The sequence below is a fragment of the Solimonas terrae genome (assembly GCF_011067135.1).
Lineage (GTDB): Bacteria > Pseudomonadota > Gammaproteobacteria > Nevskiales > Nevskiaceae > Solimonas > Solimonas terrae.
In genome coordinates, this window is sequence record NZ_JAAMOW010000001.1 from 546,531 (window position 1) to 563,798 (window position 17,268).

Consider the following 17,268-nt stretch of genomic DNA (forward strand, 5'->3'; position numbering starts at 1 on the left):
GCACGGGATTCGTCCCGTGCCCGTAAAATAGCCGCCCGCTCGCGCCCAGCCACGGCGCGCCAGCCCTGCAAGATCAAAAAACGCCATGGACAAGACATTCGAGCCGCGCGACGTTGAGGCGCGCTGGCGGGACCGCTGGGAACAAACAGGCTGCTACGCGCCATCGGGCAAGGGCGAGCCGTACAGCATCATGATCCCGCCGCCGAACGTCACCGGCACCTTGCACATGGGTCACGCCTTCCAGCACACGGTGATGGATGCGCTGACCCGCCACGCGCGCATGTCGGGCAAGGACACGCTGTGGCAGCCGGGCACCGATCACGCCGGCATCGCCACGCAGATGGTCGTCGAGCGCAATCTCAAGCTCGCCGGCGAACCGGCGCGGCTCGAGCTGGGGCGCGAGAAATTCGTCGAGAAGGTCTGGGAGTGGAAGCAATACTCGGCCGGCACGATCGGCGGGCAAATCCGCCGCATGGGTTCGAGCGTCGACTGGTCGCGTGAAGCATTCACGATGGACCCGTCGTATTCGAAGGCGGTCATCGAGCACTTCGTCAGACTCTACGACGCCGGCCTGATCTATCGCGGCAAGCGCCTCGTCAACTGGGACCCGGTGCTGCTGACGGCGATCTCCGATCTCGAAGTCGTCAGCGAGGAAGAGAACGGCAAGCTCTGGCACTTCCGCTATCCGCTCGCGAACGGGGCAAAAACCGCCGACGGCAAGGACTACATCGTCGTCGCGACCACGCGCCCGGAAACGATGCTCGGTGACACCGCCGTGGCGGTGCATCCGGACGACGAGCGCTACGCGCACCTCGTCGGCAAAAGCGTGCTGCTGCCGCTGACGAATCGCGGGATTCCGATCGTTGCCGACGATTACGTCGACCGCGAATTCGGCACCGGCTGCGTGAAAATCACGCCGGCTCACGACTTCAACGACTATGCGCTCGGCCAGCGCCACGGTCTGCCGATTTTCAATATTTTCACGAAGACAGCAACGATTATTTCGTCTGCCAATGACAGTCCGATCGTAGATGAAATTCGGCGAAGAGCTGAGGTGCGTCCAGGCGTTAAGTCAGTCACGATGTGGACGTCGGTCTATGACTACACGCTAATACCCGAGAAGTACCGGGGCCTAGACCGATTTGTCGCGCGCAGGCAGATCGTCGCCGACCTCGAAGCGCTGGGTCTCGTCGACAAGATCGACGATCACAAGCTGAAGGTGCCGCGCGGTGACCGTAGCGGCGCGGTCGTCGAGCCTTACCTGACCGATCAATGGTTCGTCGACCTGACGCGCGAGACACGCCACGACGGCCAGCCCGGTCCGGGCGGTCTGACGGCGATCACCAGGCCCGCGATCGACGCCGTCGAGTCCGGCCGCATCCGCTTCGTGCCGGACAACTGGAAGACCACCTACTTCCAGTGGCTGCACAACATCCAGGACTGGTGCATCAGCCGCCAGCTGTGGTGGGGTCACCGCATCCCGGCCTGGTTCGACGATGCGGGCAATGTCTATGTCGGCCGCGACGAGGCCGAAGTCCGTATCAAGCACGGGCTTGCTGCCGATCTGTCGCTGCGCCAGGACGAGGACGTGTTCGACACCTGGTTCTCGTCGGACATCTGGCCGATGGCAACGCTCGGCTGGCCCGAGCAGACCGAAGCGCTGAAGAAGTGGTATCCGTCGAGCGTGCTGGTGACCGGCTTCGACATCATCTTCTTCTGGGTCGCACGCATGGTGATGATGGGCCAGTACTTCCAGAATGATGTGCCGTTCCGCGAGGTCTACATCACCGGCCTGGTCCGCGATCCGGAAGGCAACAAGATGTCGAAGTCCAAGGGCAATGTCCTCGACCCGCTCGACGTCGTCGACGGCATCGCGCTCGAAGACCTGGTGAAGAAGCGCACGACCGGCCTGATGAAGCCGGAAACGGCGCCGAAGATCGAGGCCAAGACGCGCAAGGACTATCCGCAGGGCATCGCTGCAGTCGGTGTCGACGCGCTGCGCTTCACGTTCGCCGCGCTGGCGACACAGGGGCGCGATATCCGTTTCGATGCCGGCCGCGCCGCCGGTTACCGCAACTTCTGCAACAAGATCTGGAACGCGGCGCGTTACGTGCTGATGAGCTGTGAGGATCAGGATTGCGGGCGGGACGGCAAGCTGCCCGTCGAACTGTCCGACGCGGACCGCTGGATCATCTCGAAGCTGCAGAAGCTCGAAGCGGAAGCGGCCGAACACTTTGCGGGCTATCGCTTCGATCTGTTGTCGACCGCGCTCTACCAGTTCATCTGGAACGAGTACTGCGACTGGTATCTGGAGCTGTCGAAGCCGGCGCTGCAACAGGGCTCGGCCGCGCAGCAGCGCGGCACGCGCCGCACGCTGCTGCGCGTGCTGGAAGCCGCGCTGCGCCTGCTGCATCCGCTGATGCCATTCATCACCGAGGAAGTGTGGCAGCGCATCGCGCCGCTGGCCGGCATCACCGGCGACACGATCATGCTGCAGGTCTACCCGCGCGCCGAGCCGGCGAAGATCGACGAAGCCGCAGAGGCCGACATCGAGTGGCTCAAGGCCTTCATCCTCGGCGTGCGGCAGATCCGCGGCGAAATGAACATCGCGCCGGGCAAGCCGCTGCCGCTGCTGCTGCAGGAGGGCTCGGCCGAGGACATCGCCCGACTGGCACGCATGCGGAACGCCATCGAATTCCTTGCACGAGTCGAGACGCCACGCGTGCTCGAAGCCGGTGACAGCGCACCGCAGTCGGCGACGGCGCTGCTCGGCACCGCGCGCCTGCTGGTGCCGATGGCCGGCCTGATCGACAAGGATGCGGAACTCGCACGCCTCGGCAAGCAGATCGCCAAGCTCGAAACCGACGTGATGAAGACGCAGAGCCGCATCGACAACCCGAACTTCGGCAAGGCCCCCGCCAACGTCCAGGATCAGGCCCGCCAGCATCTGGCGAAGCTGCAGGCCGAGCTGCAAATCCTGCAGCGGCAATCCACCGACATCGCCGCGCTGTGATGCCCGGCACCGGCGATCGGGGCCGCTATACTCGCGCATGCGCCACGCCTTGCCGCGCGCCCTTCTATTCGTCATGACCGAGTCTCCCAAGCGCCACGGCGCAGCCCTGATCTGGCGCATCGTCACGACCGTGTCGGCCGGCCGCAATCTGCTCGTCGCGTTCGCCATCACGTTCGCCGGCGCCGCGGAAGGCATCGGCATCGCGACGATCCTGCCGCTGGTGGCCGTACTCGGTGACAACGCATCGAAAGCCAATGCGCTGAGCCGCACGATCCTGGGGGTGCTCGACAAGCTCGGCATGCCGCATGATCCGGTGCTGCTGCTGTTCATCATCGGCGGCGGGCTGCTGACCAAAGCCGCCGTGACCTTGCTGGCGCTGCGTCTGGTCGGCCGCACCGTTGCCGAAGTGGTCGCCCGGCTGCGGCTCGACATGATCGATGCCGTCATGCATGCCCGCTGGGGCTTTTACGTGCGGCAGCCGGTGGGGCGGTTTTCGAGCGCGTTGAGTGGCGAAGCGCAGAAGGCCGGTGAAGCCTACAACTCGATGACGCAGATGTTCTCGCAATCGATGCAGGCGCTGATCTATCTGGTGATCGCCGCGATCGCCAGCTGGCAACTGGCCGTGCTCGCCATCCTCGTCAGCGCCGTGATGATCGTGTCGCTGAACCGCCTGATCCTGGCGTCCAAGAACAGCGCGCGCATCCAGACCAACCGCATGCGCTCTTTGGTGTCACGCCTCACCGACGTGCTGGTCGGCATCAAGCCGATGAAGGCGATGGCGCGGCAGGCACGTTTCAACGCGCTGTTCACCGAAGATCTGAAAGCGATCAAGAAAGCCATCCGCCGCCAGGTTTTCGCAAAAAACACCAACAAGGCACTGCAGGAGCCGATCCTCGCGCTGTGCCTGCTGATCGGCATCTATTTCGCGCTGAAAGTCTTTGCGATGCCGGTCGGCGAAGTCATCGTCATGGGCCTGCTGCTGACCAAGACGGTCAACGTCGTCGGCAAGGCGCAGCAGGAACTGCAGACGATCTATGCCAACGAAAGCGGCTTCACCGCGGTCTACGAGGTCACCGACGAAGCACGCGCAGAACGCGAGACCGCGAGCGGCCGCGGCGCGCCGACCTTCGATCGCGGATTCGCATTCAGCGATGTCTCGTTTTCGTTCGGTGCGCACGACATTCTCAAACACGCCAGCTTCTCGGTGAACAGCGGCGAAATCGTCGCCTTGACCGGGGCTTCGGGAGCCGGCAAGACGACCCTGGTCGATCTGCTGCTCGGCCTGCAGGTTCCCGCGCACGGTGACATCCGCGTCGATGGCACCGCCTTGCGCGATATCGATCTGCTGCAGTGGCGCGGCCGTACCGGTTATGTACCGCAGGAACTGATGCTGTTCCACGATTCGATCTTCGCCAACATCACGCTCGGCCAGCCGGAATTTTCGCGGGACGACGCCGCACGCGCCCTGCGCCAGGCCGGCGCCTGGGACTTCATCGCCAGGCTCCCGGATGGCATCGACACCATTGCCGGCGAGCGGGGGGCACTGCTGTCAGGCGGTCAACGACAGCGCATCGCCGTGGCGCGCGCGCTCGTGCATCAACCCAAGCTGCTGATCCTCGACGAGGCGACCAGCGCACTCGATCCGCAAACCGAGCAGCTGATCGTGGGCAATGTCTGCAGGCTGGCGCGCGAGACGGGGCTGACCGTGCTGGCGATTTCGCACCACCCGGCCTGGATCGACGCGGCGGACCGTGTGCTGCGCCTGGAGGGCGGTTACGTTCAGGAGCGGCAGCAGGAAACGCGCCGCGAAGCGGTCTGATCGTGGCGACGGCGGTGATCAGCTGGCTGCAGTGGCAGCACCGACGCGCGTGCGCCTGATTTGCGCATCGAGGAAATCGGCTATCAGCTGCGCACGCCGATCCCAGGTGTAACGGGCAGACAGCTCGGCCTGCGCAGCGGTCGCCAGGCTGCGACGCAGATCCGCGTCGGCGGCCAGACGGCGAACCGCGGCAGCGAGGGACTCGGCATCATCCGGCGTACTGAGCAGGGCCGTACGACCATCGTCCAGAACTTCGCGCAGCACCGCCAGATCGGAGGTCACGATCGGCAGGCCGACCGCCATGTATTCGAAGATCTTGATCGGCGACATCCATTTCGCGAGATTCGCCCCGCCCGGCTTGCGTCGTGCGCCGTGCACGACCTGCCCGTACGGCGCCAGCGCGATGTCGAACTCGCGCAGCTTCTCCATGGCGCGCACGTGCGGCATCTGGCCATGCATCACGACGTTCGCGGGCAGCTCGCCCAGCGCGGCCAGCTGGGCGGGATTGCCACCGATGACGTGGAATTCGACCCCTGGCACCATCGTCGCCGCGCGCAGCAGCGTCTCGACGCCCTTGCCCGGCAGCACGCTGCCGCAATACACCGCGCGCACGCGGCTCCCCTCGCCGACGTGCACCGGCCGGATCGCCGTGCTCGGCGCGCCGTCATACGCCAGCAACAGATCGGCAGGATCGAGCTCCGGATAAAGCCTCAGGATCTCGTTGCGAAGCTCGCCCGAGATGGCGACGATGCCGCAGAATCCCGACGAGCGGATGAGGTCGCGAATCTGCTGGTACCGCTGGGCATTGCGGGGCGGTGAATGCAGCTCGATCGCGACCGGGTAGCGCGCCCGGGCCAGCAGCGCGAGCGCACTGATCTGGCGCCCGAAGAAAACCTCGTCCGTGCGTGCGCGCCGGCAGAGCCAGCGCCATGCCAGCCAGATCGCCGACTGCAGTTTCGTGTCGAATGCGATATGCAGCCGATGCCGCAGCGCGTAGTGCGCGTGCGGCGACGCTTCAACAGGGCCGCGGCGCGCGCGCAGCCTGATGTCGTAGCCTGCTTCGGCAAAGGCATCGCACATCATCATGACGTTGACCGCGCTGGCCTGGTGAGACGGAACACTGGCCTGGGAAATATAATGAATGCTCTTCAGCTGCTTCGGCGCCATGAGGTCTAGCGTGGAAATCGGGTAAGGGATCACAAGGGTCGTTGGTCACTGCCCGGCACGGGCACACGAAAAACATCCGCGAGCCATCTATGAATACCGTCTTCATTCATACTAATCCAAAGCAGCGGATCGGCGCCGAAGTCGCCCGCTTCTGCCTGAAGCGCAACAGCGGCAACCCCGACGCCTTCGACGTCCGCATCATCAGCACTGCCGACACGCGCTTTCTGCTGGACTACGAAGGCCGCGAATATCTTCGCGAGGGTCGCCGTGCGGTCTGGCGCAACGACGATCTGCAGTCGTTCACGCCGCTGCGCTTCGCGGTACCGGAGCTGATGGACTACAGCGGCCGTGCGATCGTCATGGACCCGGACGTGTTCGCGATCGGCGACATCAACGAGCTTCTGAACACCGACATGGGCGGCGCCGCCATCATGGCGCGGCGCATGGAAGCCGATTTCCGGCGTCCCGGGCACTACGCATCGAGCGTGATGCTGCTCGACTGCGCGCGACTTCGGCACTGGCAGCTGGAGGCGGACTTCGCAAAGCTGTTCGCGTTCGAACGCGACTACCGGGACTGGATGTGGCTGCTGCTGGAGCCCGAAGGCAGCGTCGCCGCCTTCGCGTCGGTATGGAACGATTTCGATCGTCTTGCGGCGGACACCCGTCTGCTGCACAACACGCACCGCCGCACGCAACCCTGGAAAACCGGCCTGCCCGCCGACTTCACGCCGCGCGGCACGACGGTCCGCTCGAGGCTGGGCCTGCTCGGCCGGAGTATCGGCAAGCTCGTGACCGGCAAGGCCGGTCGCGGCCACTATCGCCGGCACCCGGATATCGCGCAGGAGCGCTTCTTCTTTGCGCGGCTTGGCGAATGCATGGAGAACGGCATCGTGTCGCCGGCACTGATCGAACAGGAGATCGGCCTCGGCCATCTGCGCAAGGATGCGCTGCAGCTCGCGTATCGGACAATGTCCGCCACGCCGCAGGCTTCGTCGACGACGACGTCACTCGGTCGCGCATCGACGCCGCTATAAAGTCATGGCGGCCGCTCCTGCACGGCTCGGGATTCGAGCCGGGCGGAAGCCGGTCCTGATCCACCTCACTCTCTGCGCACCCGTCACGGCAAGACCATGCTGCACGTCGAGCACAGCTCACCACGCTCATCGCGGCCCGTCTGGGTCTTGCTCGGCAAACACCATGGTGACAATCAGCAACTGATCGCGCTCGCCGAATCGCTGGAACGACCGGTGCTGACCATCCAGCTGCACTACGGCAAGCTCATCAGCCGCCTGCCCGCCGTCTTGCTTGGCCGCCGCCTCTTGCCCCTCAGTGAACCCGTCGCATGGCCGTCACCCTGGCCGGAAATCGTGCTGGCGTCCGGACGCCGTGTGGTACCGGTCGTGCGCTGGATCCAGGCCCGGGCGGCGCGCAGCGGCATCGCCACGCACCTGATTCACCTCGGGCGGCCGCGGGCACCACTGCGCTGGTTCGATCTGATCGTCACGACTGCTCAATACGGTCTGCCGGACCGCGACAACGTGATCCGCAATCTGCTGCCGCTGAGAAACGAACCGGCACCCGGCAGCGCGCCGCCCGACAGCTCTTCGCTGGCAGCGTTTTCCCGGCTACCGCGGCCCTGGACCGTGGCGCTGGTCGGCGGCAACAGTCGTCCGTACTGCTTCGATCGCGAGGCCGCGCAGCGGCTGGCGCTGGAGATCGACGGGCAAGTCCGCGCGAATGGCGGCAGCGCCATCATCCTCGGTGCGCCGAGAACCGTGCCCGAACGCCTTGACGAGATCGAGCGCGGGCTGCAGGTCGAGCACGTGATCTGGCGCTGGTCGGCGCGCGACAACCCGTATCGAGCTCTGCTGCGCCAGGGCGATCGATTCATCGTGACCAGCGACAGCCTTGCAATGCTCGGCGACGCCCTGTCCAGCGGCCGGCCCGTTCAATTGTTCGAACTGCCGCAGCGGCTCGACATCGCGGCACGGATCGCGATTTTCGCCAAACGGGCCGGTACCCGCTCGCCATGGCTGCACGCCGTCCACGCGTGGCTGATCGATGCCGGCCTGATCTTCTCGCTGCGCGATCTTGCCGAGTGCCATCGGCAACTGCGCGAGGCCGGCGTATTCGGCCAACCGGACCGCGCCCTGAGCTTTGTCGCACAGCAACGCGAACGGACGGTCGCGCGCGCGCGCGCACTGGTCGATCGCGCCGATCCGGCCGGTGAAATCGCGGCGGCGCCGGGTGGCGACGATTCGACTTCGAACTGAACGTGGCCGGGTGACGCGACGGAGTCGTGTCGTCACGAGCCGACGGTCGTCACAGTCCGGCGCCGCGGAAGTATCATAGATGGCTGGCGCGGGGGCGCAGGCAGGGACGCCAACCTACAAAATGAGCGATTTCAGATTGTCGATGACCAATATTGCTGCCGCGGCGAGCGGCGACACGCTTGTCGGCCCGCAAGGCTACTGCACTTTGACCGGTGCACTTGACTACGCGGCCGGCAGCGCGAACGCGATGAATTTCTACTCGGGCAAGGGCGAGCTGCAGGAAGCTCTCAGCTACCCGGACCTGCGCGAGCAGTCGATGACGCTGGCGCGGCACCTGCTCGCAAGCGGCCTGAAAGCGGGGGACCGGGTCGGCGTCGTCGCCGAGACCGACGGTGATTTCGCGCGCGCGTTCTTTGCCTGCCAGTACGCCGCTCTGGTGCCGGCGCCACTGCCGCTGCCGGCAGCGCTTGGTGGTCGCAGCCAGTACGTCGAGCATGTACACGGCATGCTCGCCAGCATCGGCGCGACCGCATTGCTGGCGCCAGCGACGCTGATCGACTGGCTGGAAGAGCCCTGCAGCGATCTGCCGCTGCGCTTCTGCGGGACCTTGGCGCAGCTGCGGACTTTGCCTGCCGGCAGTGACGATCTGCCGGAAGTGGACGCAAACGCCCTCGCCTACCTGCAATTTTCGTCCGGCAGCACCCGCTTTCCTCAGGGCGTCGCCGTCACGCATCGAGCCGTCATCGCCAACATCGGCGCCATCGCCCGGTACGGGCTTGAAATCGGCCCGGACGACCGCTGCGTATCCTGGCTGCCGTTCTATCACGACATGGGACTGGTCGGCTTCCTGCTGACACCGCTGTGCTGCGCGATCCCGGTCGATTTCATCGCCACCCGCGAGTTTGCGCGTCGGCCGCTGACCTGGCTGCAACTGATCAGCCGCAATCGCGGCACGCTGTCCTACAGTCCCAGCTTCGGCTACGAGCTTTGCGCGCGGCGTGCCGAAAACGGCGCGCCGGACGGCCTTGACCTGTCGAGCTGGCGTGCGGCCGGCATCGGCGGCGACATGGTGCGCCCGGCACCGCTGCACGCGTTTGCCGAGCGTTTCGCCGGCAGCGGTTTCCGTGCCGATGCCTTCGTGCCGAGCTACGGCATGGCGGAGGCGGCCCTGGCCCTGTCGTTTTCGCCGGCTGGCCGTGCGCTGCGCGTCGATGTGCTCGATATCGATGCGCTCGAGCGCAATGACCGCGCGGAACCGGCGGCTGCCGATGCCACCCGCAGTCGCAGCTTCGTATTCTGCGGGCCGATCCTGCCGGGCCACGCCGTCGAAGTGCGTGGTGAAAACGGCGAAGCCCTGGCGGAACGTCAGATCGGCCGCATCCTCGTGCGCGGACCGAGTCTGATGAAGGAATACTTCGCACGGCCCGATGAGACGGAACGGGTGATGCTGGCCGGTGGCTGGCTGGACACCGGCGATCTCGGCTATCTGGCCGACGGCGAGATCGTGATCACCGGTCGCGCCAAGGATCTGATCATCGTCAACGGCCGCAACATCCTGCCGCAGGACCTGGAGTGGACGGCGGAGGGCGAAGTCGCCGCACTGCGCAGCGGCGACGTCGCGGCGTTTTCCGTCAACGACGAGGCCGGCGAGCGCGTGGTCGTGCTGTTTGAATGCCGCAGCAACGACCCGGACTTGCGCGACGCCATCGGCGCCGAAGTCGCCGGCGTGCTGCGCACACGTCACGGCGTGCATGCCGATGTGGTGCCGGTGCCGCCACGCGCGCTGCCGCAGACCTCGAGCGGCAAACTCAGCCGCGCGAAGGCGCGTCAGCTTTATCTGAAAGGTGCGTTCGAGAGCGTGCGTGCCGCCTGAGGCGGGGCCCGCCGCGAATGCGCCGGTCGTCGCCGTCACCGGCGCCACCGGCTTCATCGGCCGGCATCTGGTTCCGGCGCTGGCCCGCGCCGGCTGGCAGGTCCGCATCCTGGTCAGGCGCGATCCGGCGGGCACCGACTGGCGCGATCTGGGGATCGAGTCCGTCGCCGGGGATCTGCGCGATCGAGAAGCCCGGCGACAGCTGGTGCGGGGCGCCGACGCGGTCGTCCATCTCGCCGGCTTGATCAAGGCCCCGGACACCGCGGGTTACATGGCGGTCAACCGCGACGCGACGCGTGCGCTCTGCGAATCGATCCGTGAACACACAGCGGACTGCCCGGCGTTCTACATCTCCAGCCTCGCTGCGCGCGAGCCGGCACTGTCGTCGTACGCCGCGAGCAAACGTGCCGGCGAAGACGAAATGCTGCACATCCTCGGCGCAAAGGCCGAGGTACTGCGACCCGCCGCGGTGTACGGCCCGGGCGACCGGGAAACCCTGATCTTCTTTCAACTGGCGCGTCTGGCCCGGGTCCCGCTGCTCGGCAGCGACCGTGCCCGGATCAGCGTCATCCAGGTCGAGGACCTCTGCGCCGCAATCGTCTCTGCCCTGCAACTCGGCCCGCACGGCCGCGTCAGCACGATTTGCGATGCGCGAGCCGAAGGCTATTGCTGGCGCGAATTGATGCAGGCGGCAGCGGCGGCGATCGGACGTGCGGATGCGGGTTACTTCCGCCTGCCGCCTGCCGTCCTGCAGGGCCTCGCCCTGATCGGCGACATTGGCCATCGCTTCGGCAGCCACCAGATGCTCGGCTCGGAAAAGCTCCGCGAACTCCTGTTCGAAGACTGGACGGTACCCGTCGAGCAGCGTTTCACCGCCCCCCGGTGGCAGGCCCGGTTCGCGCTGGCGGACGGCTTTGCCCACGCCGCTGCGTGGTATCGTCAGGCTGGTTGGCTGGCTGCTTGAAGGCGGAAAACGGCTTGCGCAAGGGGGCTTGGCGCTCGTGACAGCTTCGTTGCATATTTCTTGCAGCTTCCCTAATATTTAACAACGACTTACTCGCGATTCTCCGGCTCCCTCCCCCAAACGGCACCGCATTTGCAGCAGCGGTTCCGTGCCGAAGTGCCCGCGACACACTTGATCGATGGACCCACGATGCAGCTTTCCGAGATTCGCGAACAGATCATTGCCGGCCTGCATCAGGCCCGTCCCGATGTGCCGGACATCGGCGGCGCGACGCGCATCGTCCAGGATCTGGAACTGGATTCGGTCGCCGTCATGGACTTCATCCTTTCGGTCGAAGACCGCTTCGACATCTCGATTCCGCTCGATCGCGTCGCCGACATCGTTACCGTTGACGATCTCGCGCAGGTCGTGGAGCGCTTGGGGAACGCGGAACGCGCATGAGCATCTTCGACAAATTCGATCACCTTCGTCAGACCTATGACAGCCTTGGCGACAGGGCGCACAATCCGTTCTCGGTCAGTTTCGATCGCATCGAATCGGCGACCGAAGGCGTCCTCGGCGGCCGTCGCGTCATCCTGCTCGGCACCAACAACTATCTCGGCCTGACCTTCGATCAGCACGGCATCGACGAGGCCGTGCGCGCCGTGCAGACGCTGGGCACCGGCACCACCGGCTCGCGTGTCGCCAATGGCAGCTATGCCGGCCACGGCGCACTCGAACGCGATCTCGCGGCCTTCTTCGGACGCCGTCACTGCATGGTGTTCAGTACCGGCTATCAGGCCAACCTCGGCATGCTGTCGACGATCGTCGGCCGCGGCGATCACCTGATCCTCGATTCCGACAGCCACGCCAGCATCTACGACGGCGCGCGTCTCGGCCATGCCGAGGTGATCCGCTTCCGCCACAGCGATCCGGATGATCTGTACAAACGCCTGCGCCGTCTCAAGGACGTGCCGGGCAGCAAACTGATCGTCGCCGAAGGCATCTATTCGATGCTTGGCGATGTTGCGCCACTGCGCGAGATCGCGGCCGTGAAGCGCGAGATGGGCGCCTATCTGATGGTCGACGAGGCACACTCGATGGGCGTGCTCGGCGAGCACGGCCGCGGTCTGGCCGAAGCCGCAGGGGTCGAGGCCGACGTCGATTTCATCGTCGGCACCTTCTCGAAAAGCCTCGGCAGCGTCGGCGGCTTCTGCGTCGCCGATCTCGACGGCTTCGACATTCTGCGCGTCGCCTGCCGTCCGTACATGTTCACCGCCTCGTTGCCGCCATCGATCATCGCCTCGACACGCAGCGCGCTGCAGCGTCTCGATCGCGACAAGGGCCTGCGTACGCAACTGATGGCCAATGCCACGCAATTGCATGGCGGTCTGCGGGCGCTGGGGCTGGAAGTCGGCCCGCACATCAGTCCGGTCGTATCGGTCGCACTCGACGAACCGGAGGTTGCCGTCCGTTTCTGGAACGCACTGGTCGAAGGCGGCGTCTATCTCAATCTGGCGCTGCCGCCGGCAACACCTTCGAGCCGACCGTTGCTGCGCGCAAGCGTCAGCGCAGCGCACAGTCCGCGGCAGATTCAGAAGGCCGTCGACCTGTTCGGCGAGATCGGTCGCGAACTGGGCATCCTGCCGGCCGAACCGTTCGTCGAATTGCCGCGCATCGCGGTCGGCGCCGTCTGAAGCCGAGCGCAGCTGCGGGCTCGTTCTAGCGCAGCACACCACGACGCCAGAGTCGCCAGAGCAGACGTGGCGCGGCGATGACCGGGTGACGTCGCTGCCAATCGCTCAGTTCCAGGCGAAAGCCGGAATGCCGCTCGATCTTCCACGCCAGATAGTCGGCACCGTTGTCGAAGGTGAACGCGGCCTTTGCCAGCCGCAGTATATTCAGCGGCTTGCCGGCGAGACGGCGCAGCGACCAGGCCGCTTGTGCCGAACGCCTCGCGTCGGCGCTCAGGGCCGGCGTCAACAGTTCTCCCGCCTCGCGATAGGCGATCCCCGCCGCCCGCCACGCCAGGGGCAGCAGCTGCGCATACCTGCCGCCGCCGTACGCGAGCAGCGACTGCGCACGCGCGCCGCCCCGTTCGACGCGCAATTCCACCGCGTAAGTGTGCTGGTACAGCAGCTGCCAGTAGTCGGCGGCGGTGCCGGACTCGGGCCCCAGCAGCGCCGCCCATCGCGCCGCCGTCACCACCGCCTGCATCACATCGGCATCGATCGCGTCTTGTGCTGCCGCATCACGCACCCAGACACAGGCCGCCGGCTGTGAAAAGCGCGCCCAGATCGTCGTATCGATCGCGGCCGGCCGCATGCCGGCGCGCAGCTGCGCCGGACTGAGGACAGCCACCTTGGCGCGCAAGGTCTGTCCGTCGACGGTCAGCTCCTCGTACGAAACGTTGACCGGCAGCAGCTCGTTGGCGAGCGCCGCCGTACGGCTGCTGTGCCAGTCCCGCAGCGGCGACGCCACGACGTAAAAGTCGAGCAGGCCACTGAAATCCGCATCGCGCAGCGCGGAACCGTAGAACAGCACGGCATACGCAGCCGGGCTGCGCTGCGCAAGTGCACGGGCAAATGCGACGACGCGCGGATCGAGTTCGCGATGCAGCTCGGCGGCGATCAGACTGTGCAGCACGGTGCGCGTGCTCATGGCGTCACGAATTCCACGGTCGGGCCGCGACCGAATTCGACGATCGCAGCCGGTCCCGGCATGAAGACTTCACCGTCGATCACCATCGGCTCTTCGCAATGAATGCGGATGTGCTCGGCGCGACCGCTGCGATAACCATTGCTGAGGATCTGTGCCGTCGGCCGCCCGCGCAGCACGGCTCGCAGCGATCGCCAGAGCTTGCGCGGCGGCGAATCGATGTCGAGATAGCGCAGCGGTGCCGTGCGATCTTCGTCGCCCCAGAACGGCCACAGCCCCATCATCAGTTTGTTCAGCGTGGTCACCAGAAACAGAAACCGCGCCCCGTCCAGCGGTGCCGCATCGTCCACCGTTATGGCCATGGCCTCGGCCCCCAGCCACCCCGGCTGCCCCTTGACTGCACGCCATACCGCGACGGCGACCGTCACCAGCACGGACGCCTTGTGTGTCACACCCTGGGTCAGCACCTTTTCGTTGGCGTGGCGGGTGGCACGCGCAAGCACTGCCGCGCCGCCGAAGAAGCCGAGCACCGGCGACACATCGCGATCAGGCCAGCTGACACGCAGCATCGGCCGGCATTCGCTGCGACGGAAGCGATTCTCCTGTGCCGCGCGCAGTACACGCTGCAGCGCGTCGGCCCCGAAACCGGCGGACCCGACATCGGAGGCCACCGTGTTGGCATTGCCGGCCGCCAGCAGCGACAGGCGCGGCAGCCGCTCGCCGTAGGCCTGCGGCAACAGGGTGGTCACGTCGCGCAGCGTGCCGTCACCGCCGCTGACGATCAGCAGTTCGACCCCTTGCGACGCGAAGTCACGCAAGGTGTCGAGCAGTTCGGCTGGCGTGCCCGGGCTCGCCGACGGCAGCGTCGGTGGAATCCGCAGATCGACGCCACGGCGGTTGCGCTGACTGCGCGGATTGTGGATCAGCCCCGCGCGCATCAAGCGGCAAGCCAGGACGACAGCGGACCGCGGCGCCGGGCGATCATGCCCTGCACGATGCAGCTTGCATGAACGACGAAGCAGATCAGAACCCAGATCGCGACGATCTGCATGCCGATGTCCGGGCGCCCGAACAGAACGCTGATGCTCAGGATCACGAGGTTCGGATTGCGACGAGCCGTGATCATGCGGAAGAAACTGTCGAACGGACGCCAGACGTGCATCGCCATGCCGAACAGCAACTGGAAGATCCCCTCCTCCAGGCGCTGGGCGACGTATCCGACAAGAACGATCGCCAGAACCAGATCGTGATCCGGCAGGCTGCAGCCCGCAACGGAGAGGCCCGCGATCCAGGCCCACCACCAGAATGGCGGATGAATGAGATCGATGCCGTGATCGAAGACGTCTCCGAATTTCGACGATTGCAATGTGACGCGCGCGAGCTTGCCGTCGACGGTGTCGAGGAAGGTCATGATCCACGCCGCCAGCAGACCGCCCAGATAGTGGCCGTCGCGAAACTGGAAGAAGGCCACGATCACGAAGGCCAGGCTGGCCAGCGTCACCTGATTCGGGGAAATGCCGAATCGCGCGCAGAAGCGCGTGACATGCCGCGCCGGCCAAGGCCAGACATACTTGGTGACGATATCCGTCACGCCCTTGTACGAGGCAGCAAACGTGCGCTTCTCGATCGCGGAAACGGTGCTCGCATCCAGGGCGCCGAGAAACGCGGTTTCACGCTTGCGCAGACGCGCGTTGTAGGTGCCGACGAGCGTGGCGGGTGTCGCGACCCGAAACGCGGACGCGAGATTCGCCCCTGGCTCGCCGAGACGAGCAGCGACATCGCGGCACTGCGCCGCATCGACGACGGCGGCCACCAACCGGTCACTGCCTTCGTCCAGCAGCACCGTGCCGGCCGTTGCTGCCGCCAGCGCCACCACCAGCGACTCATCGAACACCCAGCCGCAATGCAGCAACAGCACGCGCCCGGACTGCGCAGCGGCGACCGCCGGCTCTTCGCCGACATCGCGGACACCGGCGCGCTGCAACTGCCGACGCAGTCGTTCGGCGCCGCTGAGCCCCCAGATCCGCACATCGCTGTCGCCGAGAAGAACGGCAATCGGGGGCGTCGCACCGGAAGTCTCGCCGGCGTTCCGGCCTTCGGCCGATGGTGCCTGTGTCATCATGGAGCCCTGAGTAAAGCCACGTATTATCCATGACCGCGTTCACGCTTGCGCACTTTTCCGATCCGCACCTGCCGTACGAACCGCGACTCGACTGGCGCCAGCGTTTTTCCAAGCGTCTGCTCAGCGCCTGGTCCTGGCATCGCAAGCGCCGTGAGGTGCAGCGCCACGACATCGTCACCGCCCTGACCGCCGACGTGCGCGCCGCCCGCCCCGATCACATCGGCGTCACCGGCGATATCACCAATTTCTCGCTGCCCGGCGAATTCACGCAGGCCGCCGCCTGGCTGGAAACGCTGGGCCGCGCCGACGATGTCAGCATCGTGCCCGGCAATCACGATGCGCTGGTCAAGCTCGATCCGGCGGAGGGCTGGAGCAAATGGCAGCATTGGATGCGCAGCGACGACGGTGACGTCGACAACTGGCCCTACGTGCGCGTGCGCGGCGAGATCGCGCTGATCGGCGTCAATTCCGCGGTGCCGACTGCACCGCTGCTGGCCGGCGGACGGATCGGCGACATCCAGCTCGCCGCCCTGGAAGCACGGCTGCAAGCGCAGCGTGGCCGCTTCCGCATCGTCCTGGTCCATCATCCGCTTGCGGATGCGGCGGTGTCGCGCCGCAAGGCGCTCGCCGACCGCGCCGCGCTGCGCGACGTGCTGCGCCGCGCCGGTTGCGAGCTGGTGCTGCACGGCCATGCACGCGACGCCCGCCTTGACCTGCTCGGCGGCGACGGCCAGCCCATCCTGTGTCTGGGCCTGCCGTCCGCGTCGGCGATGCCGAACGCACATGACGCCGGCGCGCGCTGGCATGCCTTGCGAATCGATGCCGACAGCGACGACAGCTGGCGACTGGACGTCGCGACCCGCATCTGGGACGAGCCCAGTGCCGCCTTCGTCTCCGGCGGCAGCTTCCGCTATCGCATTACCCGCCCGGAGCCTCGTCCATGAGCAATGCCACCGCACGCAAGTTCGGCTATCCGGACACCTTGATCGCGGAAGTCGGGCCCTGGCTGCTGCTGCTGCGCCCGAAGCAGCCGACGCTCGGCTCGCTGGTCCTGGTCTGCACTGAAGACGCAAGGGCCTTCGGTGATCTCAGCGGCGAGGCCTACGCGCAGTTGCGCGACGCCGTACGCGGTGCCGAACGCATGCTGAAAGGATTTGTCGGCTACGAGCGCATCAACTATCTGATGCTGATGATGATCGACCCGGACGTGCACTACCACGTCATTCCCCGCTATGCCGGCAGCCGCGAATTCGCCGCTGCGAGCTACGTCGATCACGGCTGGCCCGGGCCGCCGGCGCTGGGCGAAACCGTCGATCCAGGACCCGCGGCCCAGGCCGAACTGATCGCCGAATTGCGCAGGCGATGGGCGCAGCCCGATCCGGCTGCATGAGCAGGCCGGC

Annotated in this window: 14 protein-coding genes; 10 read left to right on the plus strand and 4 right to left on the minus strand. The window is 66.2% G+C overall.

The window, feature by feature from the left end; all coding sequences use genetic code 11:
- Positions 1–85 precede the first annotated feature (85 nt).
- Together G7Y85_RS02505 and G7Y85_RS02510 are read left to right on the plus strand one after the other, a co-directional pair.
- Positions 86–3,013, plus strand: coding sequence for a valine--tRNA ligase (locus G7Y85_RS02505; RefSeq protein ID WP_166251190.1), 2,928 nt, complete (start codon positions 86–88; stop codon positions 3,011–3,013).
- A gap of 73 nt (positions 3,014–3,086) precedes the next feature.
- Complete coding sequence (locus tag G7Y85_RS02510; protein ID WP_166251192.1) at positions 3,087–4,832, plus strand: ABC transporter ATP-binding protein; 1,746 nt, start codon at positions 3,087–3,089, stop codon at positions 4,830–4,832.
- A gap of 18 nt (positions 4,833–4,850) precedes the next feature.
- On the opposite strand, the gene G7Y85_RS02515 is transcribed toward G7Y85_RS02510, so the two are convergent.
- Positions 4,851–5,999 carry a glycosyltransferase family 4 protein gene (locus G7Y85_RS02515; RefSeq protein WP_166251194.1) on the minus strand — a complete coding sequence of 383 codons (1,149 nt, stop codon included), beginning with the start codon at positions 5,997–5,999 and terminating at the stop codon, positions 4,851–4,853.
- An 89-nt stretch (positions 6,000–6,088) separates the two neighbouring features.
- Between G7Y85_RS02515 and G7Y85_RS02520 the strand changes: the two genes are divergently transcribed.
- The 6 genes from G7Y85_RS02520 to spt all read left to right on the plus strand — a co-directional run bounded on the left by G7Y85_RS02520 (position 6,089) and on the right by spt (position 12,785).
- Entirely contained in the window at positions 6,089–7,033 is a 945-nt protein-coding gene (locus G7Y85_RS02520) for a glycosyltransferase family protein (RefSeq protein WP_174839731.1), read from the plus strand.
- 96 nt (positions 7,034–7,129) lie between these two features.
- The gene (locus tag G7Y85_RS02525) at positions 7,130–8,272 is read left to right on the plus strand and encodes an ELM1/GtrOC1 family putative glycosyltransferase (protein ID WP_166251196.1); all 1,143 of its coding nucleotides are present in this window, start codon (positions 7,130–7,132) and stop codon (positions 8,270–8,272) included.
- Between the two features lie 142 nt (positions 8,273–8,414).
- On the plus strand, positions 8,415–10,145 hold the full coding sequence (locus tag G7Y85_RS02530) for a fatty acyl-AMP ligase (RefSeq protein WP_166251198.1): 1,731 nt from the start codon (positions 8,415–8,417) through the stop codon (positions 10,143–10,145).
- Complete coding sequence (locus tag G7Y85_RS02535; protein ID WP_166251200.1) at positions 10,135–11,109, plus strand: NAD-dependent epimerase/dehydratase family protein; 975 nt, start codon at positions 10,135–10,137, stop codon at positions 11,107–11,109. The genes G7Y85_RS02530 and G7Y85_RS02535 overlap by 11 nt, the downstream gene beginning before the upstream one ends.
- Before the next feature lie 189 nt (positions 11,110–11,298).
- Complete coding sequence (locus G7Y85_RS02540; protein WP_166251202.1) at positions 11,299–11,550, plus strand: acyl carrier protein; 252 nt, start codon at positions 11,299–11,301, stop codon at positions 11,548–11,550.
- Positions 11,547–12,785 carry a serine palmitoyltransferase gene (spt, locus tag G7Y85_RS02545; protein WP_166251205.1) on the plus strand — a complete coding sequence of 413 codons (1,239 nt, stop codon included), beginning with the start codon at positions 11,547–11,549 and terminating at the stop codon, positions 12,783–12,785. The genes G7Y85_RS02540 and spt overlap by 4 nt, the downstream gene beginning before the upstream one ends.
- Positions 12,786–12,810: 25 nt before the next feature.
- Here the strand turns inward: spt and G7Y85_RS02550 are convergent, their stop codons facing one another.
- Genes G7Y85_RS02550 through G7Y85_RS02560 form a run of 3 tightly spaced genes read right to left on the minus strand, consistent with a single transcriptional unit; the run spans position 12,811 to position 15,865 of the window.
- Positions 12,811–13,749 (minus strand): hypothetical protein, encoded by a 939-nt coding sequence (locus G7Y85_RS02550; RefSeq protein WP_166251208.1) that lies wholly within the window; start codon positions 13,747–13,749, stop codon positions 12,811–12,813.
- On the minus strand, positions 13,746–14,684 hold the full coding sequence (locus G7Y85_RS02555) for a diacylglycerol/lipid kinase family protein (protein WP_166251211.1): 939 nt from the start codon (positions 14,682–14,684) through the stop codon (positions 13,746–13,748). The genes G7Y85_RS02550 and G7Y85_RS02555 overlap by 4 nt, the downstream gene beginning before the upstream one ends.
- Entirely contained in the window at positions 14,684–15,865 is a 1,182-nt protein-coding gene (locus tag G7Y85_RS02560; protein WP_166251214.1) for a CDP-alcohol phosphatidyltransferase family protein, read from the minus strand. The genes G7Y85_RS02555 and G7Y85_RS02560 overlap by 1 nt, the downstream gene beginning before the upstream one ends.
- A 32-nt stretch (positions 15,866–15,897) precedes the next feature.
- On the opposite strand from G7Y85_RS02560, the gene G7Y85_RS02565 reads away from it, so the two are divergent.
- Together G7Y85_RS02565 and G7Y85_RS02570 are read left to right on the plus strand one after the other, a co-directional pair.
- Positions 15,898–16,812, plus strand: coding sequence for a metallophosphoesterase family protein (locus G7Y85_RS02565; protein WP_166251217.1), 915 nt, complete (start codon positions 15,898–15,900; stop codon positions 16,810–16,812).
- On the plus strand, positions 16,809–17,258 hold the full coding sequence (locus G7Y85_RS02570; protein WP_166251220.1) for an HIT family protein: 450 nt from the start codon (positions 16,809–16,811) through the stop codon (positions 17,256–17,258). Before G7Y85_RS02565 ends, G7Y85_RS02570 begins: the two co-directional genes overlap by 4 nt.
- The last annotated feature ends 10 nt before the right edge of the window (positions 17,259–17,268 follow it).

Coding starts and splice junctions, on each gene's coding strand:
- G7Y85_RS02515 (WP_166251194.1), bottom strand. CDS start 5,999: ATGGCGCCGAAGCAGCTGAAGAGCATTCATTATATTTCCCAGGCCAGT.
- G7Y85_RS02555 (WP_166251211.1), bottom strand. CDS start 14,684: ATGCGCGCGGGGCTGATCCACAATCCGCGCAGTCAGCGCAACCGCCGT.
- G7Y85_RS02570 (WP_166251220.1), top strand. CDS start 16,809: ATGAGCAATGCCACCGCACGCAAGTTCGGCTATCCGGACACCTTGATC.
- G7Y85_RS02550 (WP_166251208.1), bottom strand. CDS start 13,749: ATGAGCACGCGCACCGTGCTGCACAGTCTGATCGCCGCCGAGCTGCAT.
- G7Y85_RS02560 (WP_166251214.1), bottom strand. CDS start 15,865: ATGACACAGGCACCATCGGCCGAAGGCCGGAACGCCGGCGAGACTTCC.
- G7Y85_RS02530 (WP_166251198.1), top strand. CDS start 8,415: ATGACCAATATTGCTGCCGCGGCGAGCGGCGACACGCTTGTCGGCCCG.
- G7Y85_RS02540 (WP_166251202.1), top strand. CDS start 11,299: ATGCAGCTTTCCGAGATTCGCGAACAGATCATTGCCGGCCTGCATCAG.
- G7Y85_RS02510 (WP_166251192.1), top strand. CDS start 3,087: ATGACCGAGTCTCCCAAGCGCCACGGCGCAGCCCTGATCTGGCGCATC.
- spt (WP_166251205.1), top strand. CDS start 11,547: ATGAGCATCTTCGACAAATTCGATCACCTTCGTCAGACCTATGACAGC.
- G7Y85_RS02565 (WP_166251217.1), top strand. CDS start 15,898: ATGACCGCGTTCACGCTTGCGCACTTTTCCGATCCGCACCTGCCGTAC.
- G7Y85_RS02525 (WP_166251196.1), top strand. CDS start 7,130: ATGCTGCACGTCGAGCACAGCTCACCACGCTCATCGCGGCCCGTCTGG.
- G7Y85_RS02520 (WP_174839731.1), top strand. CDS start 6,089: ATGAATACCGTCTTCATTCATACTAATCCAAAGCAGCGGATCGGCGCC.
- G7Y85_RS02505 (WP_166251190.1), top strand. CDS start 86: ATGGACAAGACATTCGAGCCGCGCGACGTTGAGGCGCGCTGGCGGGAC.